Origin of the sequence: Streptococcus sanguinis (genome assembly GCA_013378335.1) — a bacterium.
In the GTDB taxonomy this organism is placed as follows: domain Bacteria; phylum Bacillota; class Bacilli; order Lactobacillales; family Streptococcaceae; genus Streptococcus; species Streptococcus sanguinis_I.
Genome location: CP040556.1, coordinates 2271693 through 2284074, shown reverse-complemented (window position 1 = coordinate 2284074; position 12382 = coordinate 2271693). Strand labels below are relative to the sequence as shown.

Below are 12382 nucleotides of genomic sequence, written 5' to 3'. Positions count from 1 at the left end.
CATTTGAGAGATATTAAAAAAGGTTGCTCAGCAGTCCTTGTGAAAAAGAATTAGGAGAAGTTAGTGCGAAACAAATTGCAAAAATTTCGTCATAATTTGAAGAAAAAAAGCAAAGGTTTTACCTTGGTTGAGTTGATTGTGGTCATCATCATTATCGCGATTATCACAGCTGTAGCGGTTCCGGCTCTCACTTCCTTCCAAGATAACGCTCGTAAGAGTCGTATCCAGTCAGAACACCGTGAGTTGGCAACTGCTATTCAGTCTTATATCGGATCGCAGGATGACCCGGAAACTGTAACATCAATTACAATGGAGCAATTGGCACCATATATTTCTAAAAATTCCAAGGGAGATTCAACTAAAGTAATGGATGCCCTTGCTAAGAATGATAAGGAGCCGGCTCATAAAATTGATGGTACAACCTTGGTTTCGACCTTCCATCCCTCAGGAGCGGGAACTGATAAAACCAAGGACAAAACTTGGCTTTACGATTGGAGATATAGTGGTTCAAATACCAACTAGCTAAATGTAGTTTAAAAGTTAAGCTGATATTCAGCGAATAATAAAGATAAAAAGAAAATAGGAGAATATTTAAATGTTAAACAAATTGCAAAAATTCCGTCAGGATTTGAAGAAAAAAGGTAAAGGTTTTACCTTGGTTGAGTTGATCGTGGTAATTATCATTATTGCTATCATTGCAGCTGTAGCGATTCCAGCTATCACTTCCTTCCAAGATAACGCGCGTAAGAGCCGTATCCAATCTGAACACCGTGAATTGGTATCAGCTATCCAGTCTTATATCGGAGGATCAGATGATCCGGGCAATCCAGGCGAGATCACTCTTGAAAAGCTTGCGCCATACATTTCTAAAAATGCGGCTAAGAATTCAACAAATATTGCGGATGCCTTGGCTAAGAATGGTCAGGATTCAGCACATACTATTAGTGGTACAACCCTAACTTCAACCTTTAAACCTTCAGGCGGTGGTGAGAACAAAGTATGGACTTATGACTGGTCAGCAAATGGAGTTAATAAAAATTAATAGACTGCAGAATTAAGACTTGAAAAATTTATTTTTACTCCGACTGCTTCGGCAGTCGGATATTACCAAAGTAGTTGTCAGACTGTGACAACTATTTTGGCAATATCAAAAGTAGAAGTATTAGGAGAGTAATAAAATGAAAGGGAAAAAAAGACAGGGTTCAACCTTGCCTATGGTCATTGTAACCATTGTGTTGTTGGTAGCTATGATTGGGATTCTAGCTTCTATCGTGGATACGGGGCAGACACAGACTCAGCGCATGTATAGCTATCTCAAAGCCAAATATGTGGCAACATCTGGTTCACAGTTGGCTTTGGGAGCATATTTTGAGCCTCAAAATGGAAATCCCTCATCACTCAATACAGAGTTTAGAAATCGAGCTGAAGGTCGGTCGCGTTCAACGGAACCTATTACTGCAACCCATACCTTTAAGGATGGAGGCGTAGCTGAGATTGAAATGACAGGAAAGTTTGACGGGAATGGTTCCGAAAATTACAATGTCACCATTAGATCTAAGTCTAAATTGCCTGGTAGCAGTGATTATTATGAACATGTTGTCATTTTTAACTGGTCAACCAGCGGTATTCGCTCAGAAGAAGGTCACTTGGTTTCGGCTCAGAAATGAAAAATAGGTAGGAAAGATGAAACAATTACGCAAAGGGTTTACCCTAGTCGAGATGATTATGGCCATTATGCTCATGAGCTTGATAGCGGTAATTATCGGCATTATATTTAATACTATGTTTTCCAGTCGGGAGTTAATAGAACGTGAAGCCAGTATTCAGGCAGAAATGAGAACTTCTATGCAGTATGTTGACCGAACCATTGGAAAAGCTACTTCGGTCTTTATCCTTGATGATAGTAAGTTTAAAGGAAATAAAGAAGGCCTGACTAAAGAATGGAGCTATATCGGTCTTTCATCTGATGGTAAAAAAGTTCTTAATTATGTTTGGGATAAAAGCAAACAAGACTGGAATGTTAGTGAGTTAGGAACTAAATCCCTTTATAATATTAAGTTGGACTTGGAATTCAAAACAGAAGGCGCCTATCAGGATAACCGCTTGATTAGCTATAATCTGACAGGGAAATATCCTGATACTAACAATAAGTTGTCTATTGATACAGCTATATCAGCTCTCAATACTAAGCAGGTCTTCTCTAAAGTTGCTAAAGGCAAGAAAGGAATTGCCTTAGCCTATCGGAACGATCCTATTGAGGGACAGATGAATGTAGCTATTTCTTTTGTTTTTGACAAATCTGGCTCCATGTCTTGGGATTTGAATGGTAATGATACTAACTATTGGGCCCTAAAAGCCGGATGAGTATTTTGCAGGACAAAGCCACAATCATGATGAGAGATTTAAAAGATATTGGGAATGTCAGTGTTAATCTAGTTTCTTTTTCAATATTGGGTTCTTATGTTCAGAAAGACTTTTCTGAGCTAGACAAGGGGACAACAACTATAGAAGCAAGCATTAAAGCTTTAAGGACGGGTGGTGTTACTAATCCAGGGGATGGTCTACGCTATGGTATGATGAGTCTACAAAACCATTCTGCACAGCTTAAATACGTTGTTTTGTTGACAGATGGAATCCCTAATGCTTATACTGTTGACACTAATGATACATCTTGGCGTAATCGAAACGTCCACCCCTACTATAATCGTTGGGGACAAACCGTCGGGGAATTAGTAACTTTTAATAATGGTTCTTATAATTTGACGAGAGATCTTATAACAGATGAATATCGTGTTTCTTATGACTCTTATTCTAATGAAGCACTACGGAAAAAGGCTATTGAATATGCCGGGAAAGTTTCTCAGACCTTTGGTGCAGGAGTTAAGCGTGTCAATGTTATTGGTTTTTCTGGAGTTCCGTCTGAGATTGCTTATGGTGAGGATTTAACGAGAAGTATAGGAAGCGGAGGTATGGAAGCTAAGTATGTACCTGCTGCTGATGAGGCAGCCTTGCAGCAGACCTTCTCAGATATTAAGAAGCAGATTCAGCAGGATCTTTGGTTTGTATCAGGACCATAGAAAGGACAAAAGATGAAAGGATTGAAGAAACGTAAAGGAGTAACTCTGGTTGAGGTCTTGATTTCTCTAGTACTGATAGGTATTATTACAGCTGGCCTATTGACCTTCTTTGCCGGAAGTTTTGATAATATCCTCCGTCAGCGGAAGCAGAATACAACAAATTTTGATATTCAGGAGTCTTTTGAAACTCAGCTGGCTGATATTAAGAAAAACAGTGGTAAAGGAACAGAGGTTGAAACGTTTACTTATCGTGTTGGTACAGGGAACAGTCAAAGCGTCAATGTGACGGGGCAAACCCTATCTTATAAAGAAAAAAATATTCATCTTTTTGCTGCTAACGAAAAAGAAAGCGTATTGTCAATTCCAGACGATTTACAAGTTCAAATTCCTAATTCCAAACGGTACTATTATGTTGGTGAAACAACTCCCAGTGGAGTAGTAGGTTTGAAAGATAGTCAGCAAAATAGTAAAGCTCGAGTTTATACTGAGTCTGGTTGGTTTCTCAGTGATCGCAGTATTGGTTCTGGGGTTTCTGGTGTTGTACCTGTTGGAACAATCGGCCAGGCAGGAAATGATAGTATTTCTAAAATGGTTTTGCCAGAAATGCCGACTGATTTTCACGAAATATCAAAGCAGGAAACTGGCCGCCGGATTACAGATGAGATGCGAGGCAAATACTTGACCTTCGCTGCCAGAGCTATTAACTCTTACGGTCGTGTTGGTAACTATCAAGAATCAAAAGATCAGGGGGATAATAGTCGTATATGGGTTATGGGTCTGCCATTGACAAACAAGTTACGGCTCCATACTGATGCTGACTTAGCTTTGCTTAAAAATGGAAACAAGACTACAAGGATTCCAACAACTGACCGACCTTATGAAAATACTGAGGTTCGCGACTATTTTAACAATGTCCTATATGGCGCAACAATCCCGGTTCTTAACTATTATGAGGAGGCGATTAAGCAAACTCGTCAGTTGATTGCTCTGAATGATAATACTATGATGTTTAGTCGAGATGGCAAGAACGGGACCATTGATTTCAATACTGGCTATACTACTTCAGTTCTTATAGGTAATCGTCAGCAGACAGGAGCACTTCTGACATATAAGCTGGATAATACCCTGACTTGGGGTCTCAATCTAGAGAGCGATGGTAGGATTGCTGTTAAAACTGTAGATACTACAGGAGCTAATAACGGTGGTCAGGAATTTATACCGAATATTAAGTTGGACTATACTAAAGATAATTCTATCCAAGTACGGAGTTCGGTAAAGAATGGACTTTTAGGAATTGAAATTTTTATTAATGGGCAGTTAGTCTATAATAAAACAGTTGCACTAAACAGAGGCGGGGTAACCCATAATATTAGTAGTGGTCAGATTATTTTTAGTGGCAAAACTTACATCAATGAATTTGCAATTTATATGCAAAGTTTGAGTGATAGTGATATACAAAAGCTTGCTAAATATTTCAGTGAAAAATACAAGGCGAGCTAATAGGGAAATAGTTTTTAGGAAAAATAAGGGAGATTAGGAGATTATGGCAAAAAATATGTTTTCGTCCAAGGGGCGCAGAAGAGCTCTGGACGAAGAAGATAATGAGAAAAAAGGCTCATTTTTGGGAAAATTAAATAAACCGCTCTTCTCATCGAAAGGAAAAAAGAGAGAACACCTTTCTATTCAGGGGGTTCAGATTAAGTCAGATCGTCAAGAAGACTTTGACGACGAAGAAAAGTCAACAGCGAAGGGAAGCTTCCTAACCAAGCTCAACAAGCCGCTCTTTTCTAAGAATAGTGGCAGTGATGATATGCCTGCTAAGTCTGGTAATCGTTCACTTTTTGCCAAGAAAGGCAGTGGTGCGACGAGCCAACCGGTCACTAGAATGCATGCACCTTACACTATGTTTGGTAAACCAATCAAGGGTAATCTGATGGCCATTGACTTCACTGACGAATCAGTCTATTTGGTTGTTGCCAGACAGAAGCGCAATGAGCTGGAGATTATCAAGATGGCATCTGCCAATTTGCCAGAAGGTGTTGTACTGAATAGTGAGATTATCGATCCAATCACTCTCAAAAATATTATCAGCGACCTGATGGAGCAGCATGCGATCACTGCTAAGTATGCTTTCTTTGCTCTGGGCAATACCAATATCATCGCCCGTTCGGTTGATGTGGCAGCTAGTGTGCAGAATGATGAGGATATTGAAGGTTTGGTATCTTACGAGCTTCAGCAATATCTGGATATTGATCCGACTTCTTACGTTATTCAATTCCAAGAGCAGGAGTCTAATTCAGCTTTTCCGCTTGATGAAGATACTCGCTCTCTTATGGTCTATGCTGTGCCAAAAAGTATAGTAGAGCAATACTTGGGCTTGGCTAATAATCTGAAGCTGACACCCTATGTCTTTGACCTTCAGTCTAATACCTTTGAAAAATGGCTGGAACGCGTTCAAGCGATTAACAACCGCGCCAAAAGGCTGACTCAAGAAAATGTCGGCATGGTGCATTTGAGCAAGAGCTTTATCGGTGTTTATCTCTACTCAGAAGGTAAGTTTGTGACCAGCAACTATCTCAATCGTGGCTACAAGGACATCTTGAGCTATGCAGATGATGCTAGTCTGCTGCAGAAGCTTCCAGCAGTGGCGTCAGATGATCTGGACACGGGTCTCTTGAAGCATGCCTTGGACGAGTGGGTGGCTGATGCTAAGAACCACATTCTCAATACTGAAAACTTCTTTAGCGGATCGACTGGCCTCAATATTGACAGTTTCTATGTCTTTGGTGACCAAGATATCTGCTGGCAGTTGGCAGCTATTCTGAAGCAGAATATGAATCGAGAATTCATCTCAATTGATAATGTAGATTATGAGAATGTACTGTGGGAAGGTTCTGCCGAGTTTAATGCGGAGTTCATTCCGGCTACAGCCATGTTGATTAGGAGAGCAAACTAATGCGGAGAGATTTAAACTACTTTTCAAAATATCATGTGGCACCGGCTAAGACCAGTCCACTGAAACTTGCTGCTATTTCCGCTTTTGCTGGGATTGCAGCGATTATGATTGTGCTGATTGGCTTCTTCCAGTTCAGCGCTATGCAGCTCCAAGGTGAGATTGACCGAGCGGAGCAGACACTCAAGAGTCCAGAGATGGCTCAAGAGCTGAAGGCAGTCTCTGAGACTGAAGATAAGATTGTAACGGTCAAGAATGATCAGGCGCTCTTTGGCAGTCTGGAAGGCGACTTCCGCCGACTGCACCGAGTAAACAAAGCTTTTATGGACTTCCTTAATAAAAATGTGACACGGGACTTGGTCTTTGACGATATCAAGATTAATAACGACAATGTAGAAATCAATGGCTCTGCCAAAGAGCAACTTTCCATCGCTAAGTTTGAGGAAGAGCTTCGTAAGTCTGAGAAGTTTAACCATATTTTTGTGGATAAGATTACTCGCGAGGAAAAGGATAATAATTCAAGATATGTGTTTAACATTAAAATTTTGACGAAGGATGTAGATTTCAATGAAGAACAAAAATGAGAAAGAAAAGAAAAAAATCCTGAGTAATTTAAATGAGCGTGACAAGAAGTTGTTGGCCTGTGTCGGAGGAGTAGCGGTACTTGCTGGTGGGGGTATCTGGTATCAAATTCATATACTCGGATGGCTCAGCTGAATGAAGAACACGCAACAATTATGACAGAGCTGGACGGCAAGAATGCCAAGATTAGTCAGAGGAAGTCTCTTACCAAGCAGCTCCAAACTTTGAATGCCAAGACTCTGGATCAGGCAAAAAAGTACTTTGGTACGACCAATCAAGGGGAATTCATCTTCCTGATTGACAAGCTGGTCAACGAAAGCGGTATTAAATTCAAGTCTGTCAACTATACTGAAAGCAAAGAGTTGGAACTCCAGCAGGAGGGATTAGCTGCGACCTCATCTAATGGTCAAAACTCCAACTCTTCTGGTACGACTGGCGGTTCAAGCTCGAGTGAGACGTCTTCTTCATCCAGTACGACCTCTAGCTCGTCTACTACATCATCCTCGTCTTCATCAGATGCCAATACTGCAACGACAACCGCGGCTAGTACAGCGACTTCAGGAAACGGTAAGTACAACAATTCCAATATTACTCAGATGACAGCGGACATTGAATTCGAAGGAACTTATACACAGGTTCTGAAATTGTTGGAATTGATTGATGGCAATCAACAAAAAATCGTTTCCAGCGAGCTTGAACTAGGTGAAAAGACAAGCCACTCCAATGTTGAGGAGAATAGGAATCCAGAGCTAGCTACCGGTAAAATCAAACTACGTTTCTATCAAGTAAAAGATGTTGAGCGCTATGTGACTCCAGAGAGCAATGTTGATAAGACACCGATTCAGTTTGCTAACTGGGAGTCACCATTTGCGATTCCGACTTGGCAAGCACCTTTCTTGACCTTAGTGTCAGGTAGCAGTACAGATACGGCTGGTAACAACAGCACCTTGGGGGCCGCAACAACCAATACAACTAGCAGCGCGAATGCTAACAGCAATACCAATCTAGCTCCGTCTTATCTGGAGCAACTCAACAATCTGTCCAGTCAGAACAACGGTCTGTCAGCTTATTACAATTCATCAACTATCTACCGCTTTGAGTCACCTCTTAAGCTGATTCAGTCAGGCGGCAGCAATCAGTATGATGTGACAGTTGACAATACGGACTTCCTTGAGGGTTCAGGTTCCAACGTGGTTAAGATTCCAGCAACAAAATCATCTACTATGTATGAAATGGAATTTGCAGCACCATATGTATCCTTGAACAATAAGCCAGATGCTATCAGCTTCTCTCTGTCTCTGTCTAATCAATGGCAGGGCAAGATTGGCTTGATTGTCAAGAATGCTAGCGGTCAGAAGATTTATCTTCATGTCATTCGTCCTAACAGCTGGACTGGCTGGCGTGAAGTTAGCTTCAATCCTGAAAACATTCCAGGATTCAGCTATCCAATGACTATTGTGGGTTACTATTTCGAAACTCCGAGCGGAGAAAGCCCTGAAACGACTATGAAGCTGGATAACCTATCTGTGAATAACTTGGTAGTTAGCTAAAATGCTTTGAAAAAATACCAAATAAGTCTATGGTTTAAAATTTTAAGAGCATGACTAAATTTTTCTTAAAAAAATGCTAAAAACCAAGTTATTAGACTAGTATTCACGGTGCATTTATAGTAAACTAAAACATAGAGATATTTGAAGTATAATACAAGCAAACTCAGAATAGACGCCCGAGTCTATTTTGGGTTTTAATGGAGTTTATGGAAAATCAAAATCAAGACTGGTTTTGCATTGAAAAAGTTTAATATCATTTAGAAAGTGGGGGGTGTCGAAAATACTCAAATGGCATATTTTTTACCTTTTGGAGCAGGGCTTATAGCACTGCATACGATTAGCATTTTATTTGTTTCTAGGATTTCTTTAATAAAGCGCCTTTTTCTCGTAGTATGGGTCATGCTATTTGCGATTGGTGCTCCATTCCTCTTTCAACAAGTTCCCGGCATAGCCTTTGTTGGGCTCTGTACCTTGGCTTTGGCTGTCTATATGGTGCTGCTCTTTTCACAGGAGCTAGCTCCGGTCAAGAAAAAAGCAACTGCTTCTACGCGAAGCAGAAGCCAGAAGCATGCTAAGAGCTCGCGGAAGAAAGTGGAAGCTAAGGAAGCAAGCTTGTCATCCGCTAGAGATTTGAACTTTTCCAATGCTTCAACCGGCAGGATGAGAAAGGAAAGTAAAGAAAGGGTTCAGGCTGAGGAAAGTCCGGTAAGGCAGAGAGTATCTGCTTCTGGTCGCACCCTAGCAGACCGTTCTATCAAAAAGGATATGACAAGATATGAGAAAGTCAAACCTCTCTACCCTGTTGATAATTTGGCTACAGCTCCTGCCTTTGGAGAATACGAGCCAAACAGTCAGCTAGCGGCAGCTGAGGTCGGCATGGTGGGCATGGAACACAGCTCACAAAAAGCCAATGATGAATTTTTGCAGTCTCTGCTTCATCACCGCAAGGGTTCTACTAAGATTAAGGTGGCCAACTCTCTGATTCAGCCTACGGAAGCAAATGCAGCCGGCAATCAAGGCTATACAGATATTGATGATCCAGCCTTTGAGACAGCTGTTCTGTCTAAGATTAGACCGATGTCCTATACGGGGTCTAGCTATGGCAACTTCAGACCGCAGGCGGTTGAGGTGACAGGTGTTGTTTCTCAAGATGAAGAAGAATTCTTCACTGAGCAAGAACAAGCTCAGCAGCCAGTGGCAGAAGAAGCAGGAGGCAACAGCCTGGAAGATGTTTTTGCTGCTACGGGAAATATCAAACCAGTTAGAGCAGAAGTGTCAAAAGCAGCAAACAGCTTAGAATCTCTCTTCTTTGCTGAGGAGAAAGCTGAGCCAGAGGCTCAGATGGACTCAGTCTTCAGCCAAGCTAGTGCAGAGCCAGAGTTTTCTGCTGCTGAAGAGTCTATGGTTAGCCGTGATCGCGCTGATATTCAGGGCTATCAAGACATTCTCAGCCAAATCCAGCATGATTTGCTTGGGGCTGAAGAGGAAGATTTGACTGCTGAAGTGGCAGAGGCTTGGGAGGAAGAAAGCAGCTTCGAACCTGCAACAGAAACGTTTGAATTTGAAGAAGCTGCTGAACCAGCAGTTGTTCAATCAGTCTCTGAAGACACTCTTTGGACACAGGCTGAGCCTGTTCAAGAAGAAGTTGCAGATGAGACCGAAGAAGACTTGCTCAAGGGAATTGCTGACATCCTCAAAGCTGAGGAAGCACAAGTCAAGGCTGCTTCAGTCGCTCCAGCTGCAGATGAGATCGAAGAAGATTTGCTTCAGAAAATCACTGACATCCTCAAAGCTGAGGAAGCAGCTGAAGCAAAACCAGCTGCAACAACTGCGGGAGATAAAGAAGTCTATTTCCAATTCCTCCTACTGGAAAGTCAGGAATTATTGGCTTCTAATGCAGTTCAAGAAGCTGAGAGCTACCTGAAAGAGATTGTCCAAGGCAGCTCAGATCAAAATCTTCGTCAAGAAGCGTTCAACATGCTGGACAAAATCGGGAAAAATTAATACTATATAAACATGCAATTGATTGTAATCAATTAGAAGGGTTTTAGGGGAAATTATGAAAAGTTGTAAAACAATCACAGGGACCGTTGTCATTGAGATTGAAAAAGGGATGGGACTGGGTGAAGTCCATGAAGTCTTTGTCGATGAGGGGGTCAATCTGACTTTTGTCATTAAGTCAAAACAGTCTGAACAGCCTTTTGCCTTGCTGTCTAGCAAGAATATCCAAGGCATCGGTGACTTTGCGGTCATGGTAGAAAACAGCTCAGTCTTTCAAGAGCTGGAAGAGGCAGATCTGAAGGTCTTGAACGACAAGCAGGGTAGCGTCTTTGACGAAATCGTCATCACAATTGATGGAAATAAGGTGGGAACTGTTGTTGACTATCATATTGACGAAAAAAATGAAATTGGCTACTTGGTGGTTAATTCTGAAGATGCCAGCGAGGAAATTCAGATTCCTAAATCACGCATCTTGATGATTGGTAAAGAGTATATTATCCTCAATGATGAAAAAAAGACAGCTCCTCATCTTGAAGCAGATGTAGAGATGGGCCGTCTGGCTGCAGCAGATCTGCTCCATGAGACTGAAGCTGCAAAACCTGCCGAAAAAATTGAGGAAGTAGTTGCTGAAGCACCTGTATTTGAGCCGGTTGTAGATGAAAAAGTAAATGTAAAAGAAGAAGCTGCGACAGATTTGACAGAGGCCTTGGCTGCTGTAGGTCTGGGTGCTTCTGCTCCTGACTTGGAGTTTTCTGAAGCGGTCGTAGAGACAGCTGAAGAGCCAGAAGTCCAAGACTTGGTACAAGAAGAGTCAGCACTAGCTCAAGAAGAAGTTGAAGAAACAGATGCAGCGCTGAGCTTAGATGCTGCTTTGGAAGAAGTATTGGCAGCTCCTGCTGAGGAAGTAGAATCAACAGTCAGCACAGCACCAGTTGCTGAAGAAGAGTCAGCGGCAAAGAAGGCTGTTAACGACTTTATCGATCAGCAAAAACGTCTTTTGGTAGGCAAAACACTGCAAAAAGACCTTGTTAATGCAGATGGAGGAGTTATCCTGAATGCCGGAGATACTGTTTCAGATGACATCATTGATTTTCTTCGCCGTATCGACCGTAAATTCCTTATCCGCTTAGCTGAATGCGTAGTATAAGGTTGGGATGAGATTCATGTCAAGAAGAAAAAGAAAGGTTTCATCAAAATATCAAAAACTACTTCCAGCAGCGACACTTGCTGCCTTTCTGCTGGGTAGTTTATTTTATGTCATTTTTGTCTTTAATCCAACGATTGACCTGAGTATCAATGGCCGTCCCTCTATGAAGGTTCGCTCTCGGAGTGAAGCTGAGATTGAAGTTTACAGAGAACTGCCCTATAAGGCTACATTTCAGCTGTCTACGGGGCAACGCTTCTCTGTAGATATGCGCTTTTTAGGACTGAGCTATTTCACAGAAGAAGAGCTCAAGCGGCTGGATAATATCTCAGCCAAGACAGTTTGGGATAAGTTTACACCGTTTTTCGATACCAAGGAAAACCTGCAGATTTCCATCTATCCTAACCGTCTTTTTTGGCTTAGACCTTTAAACGATGTCTTAGCTGCCCATCCTGATGTTCTCAGTCAGCTTCCAACGACCAATCATCTGGTTATGGACGGCGAGTCTAATGTAAAGGTGGGAGACAAGTCTAATGGCTATAAGATTGACCCTGCTGCTTTTATCCAAGCATCGGAAGAGATTGCCAAGACTGGTAAATTTGATGATGTCAAGGTTGAGAGCACGCCTGTCGAAGCAGAAGATCAGAGTGAGCTTCTGAGCCAATATACGCACTTTATAGAGCGTAAGGAAGTACCACTGCCGACCAACGCTGCCCAAGCTCAAAACATGAAAACAGCCTTTTACAAGCTGCAGAATGTTTACTTGGCTCCTGGTGAGACCAAGTCTATCTCAGAATTGTTGGGCGCTTTGAATGCGGAGTCTGGCTATCTTCCAGTCAAGGACAAGGATAATAAAGAAGTTTACGGTCAGGGTGCTGAGCAGATTATAGATGCCATTCAGCAGCTCGCCTTTTCACGGACCAATGTTATTTCCTATCGAGGACAGTATTTCAACATCGGAACGCCGGCTGAAGGTTTGACCGAATTGACCATTCAAAACAATACAGAAACAGATATGGTATTTTCATTAAGTTTGGAGGAGGGGCAAGTATCCATCATTCTGGCATCTAAGTGA

The 12382-nt window shown here is 41.8% G+C and carries 9 protein-coding genes and 2 pseudogenes; all 11 read left to right on the top strand.

What is annotated here, in order from left to right; all coding sequences use genetic code 11:
- Positions 1-63: 63 nt before the first annotated feature.
- The gene (locus FFV08_11760; protein QLB53188.1) at positions 64-522 is read left to right on the top strand and encodes a prepilin-type N-terminal cleavage/methylation domain-containing protein; all 459 of its coding nucleotides are present in this window, start codon (positions 64-66) and stop codon (positions 520-522) included.
- A gap of 73 nt (positions 523-595) precedes the next feature.
- The gene (locus FFV08_11755; GenBank protein ID QLB53187.1) at positions 596-1042 is read left to right on the top strand and encodes a prepilin-type N-terminal cleavage/methylation domain-containing protein; all 447 of its coding nucleotides are present in this window, start codon (positions 596-598) and stop codon (positions 1040-1042) included.
- A 136-nt stretch (positions 1043-1178) separates the two neighbouring features.
- Positions 1179-1667, top strand: a complete 489-nt coding sequence (locus tag FFV08_11750; GenBank protein ID QLB53186.1) for a hypothetical protein — start codon at positions 1179-1181, stop codon at positions 1665-1667.
- Positions 1668-1683: 16 nt separating this feature from the next.
- Positions 1684-3077 (top strand): annotated as a pseudogene (locus FFV08_11745) (VWA domain-containing protein).
- A 12-nt stretch (positions 3078-3089) separates the two neighbouring features.
- Positions 3090-4577: a type II secretion system protein gene (locus FFV08_11740; GenBank protein ID QLB53185.1), complete on the top strand. Its 1488-nt coding sequence runs from the start codon at positions 3090-3092 to the stop codon at positions 4575-4577.
- 43 nt (positions 4578-4620) lie between these two features.
- On the top strand, positions 4621-6033 hold the full coding sequence (locus FFV08_11735) for a fimbrial assembly protein (protein ID QLB53184.1): 1413 nt from the start codon (positions 4621-4623) through the stop codon (positions 6031-6033).
- On the top strand, positions 6033-6614 hold the full coding sequence (locus tag FFV08_11730; GenBank protein ID QLB53183.1) for a PilN domain-containing protein: 582 nt from the start codon (positions 6033-6035) through the stop codon (positions 6612-6614). Before FFV08_11735 ends, FFV08_11730 begins: the two co-directional genes overlap by 1 nt.
- Positions 6598-8162, top strand: a pseudogene (locus tag FFV08_11725) (hypothetical protein). Before FFV08_11730 ends, FFV08_11725 begins: the two are co-directional and overlap by 17 nt.
- 264 nt (positions 8163-8426) lie before the next feature.
- On the top strand, positions 8427-10166 hold the full coding sequence (locus tag FFV08_11720; protein ID QLB53182.1) for an MFS transporter: 1740 nt from the start codon (positions 8427-8429) through the stop codon (positions 10164-10166).
- Between the two features lie 55 nt (positions 10167-10221).
- Positions 10222-11310 carry a hypothetical protein gene (locus FFV08_11715; protein QLB53181.1) on the top strand — a complete coding sequence of 363 codons (1089 nt, stop codon included), beginning with the start codon at positions 10222-10224 and terminating at the stop codon, positions 11308-11310.
- A gap of 7 nt (positions 11311-11317) precedes the next feature.
- Positions 11318-12382: a hypothetical protein gene (locus FFV08_11710; protein ID QLB53180.1), complete on the top strand. Its 1065-nt coding sequence runs from the start codon at positions 11318-11320 to the stop codon at positions 12380-12382.

Coding starts and splice junctions, on each gene's coding strand:
- FFV08_11735 (QLB53184.1), top strand. CDS start 4,621: ATGGCAAAAAATATGTTTTCGTCCAAGGGGCGCAGAAGAGCTCTGGAC.
- FFV08_11730 (QLB53183.1), top strand. CDS start 6,033: ATGCGGAGAGATTTAAACTACTTTTCAAAATATCATGTGGCACCGGCT.
- FFV08_11710 (QLB53180.1), top strand. CDS start 11,318: ATGAGATTCATGTCAAGAAGAAAAAGAAAGGTTTCATCAAAATATCAA.
- FFV08_11715 (QLB53181.1), top strand. CDS start 10,222: ATGAAAAGTTGTAAAACAATCACAGGGACCGTTGTCATTGAGATTGAA.
- FFV08_11755 (QLB53187.1), top strand. CDS start 596: ATGTTAAACAAATTGCAAAAATTCCGTCAGGATTTGAAGAAAAAAGGT.
- FFV08_11740 (QLB53185.1), top strand. CDS start 3,090: ATGAAAGGATTGAAGAAACGTAAAGGAGTAACTCTGGTTGAGGTCTTG.
- FFV08_11750 (QLB53186.1), top strand. CDS start 1,179: ATGAAAGGGAAAAAAAGACAGGGTTCAACCTTGCCTATGGTCATTGTA.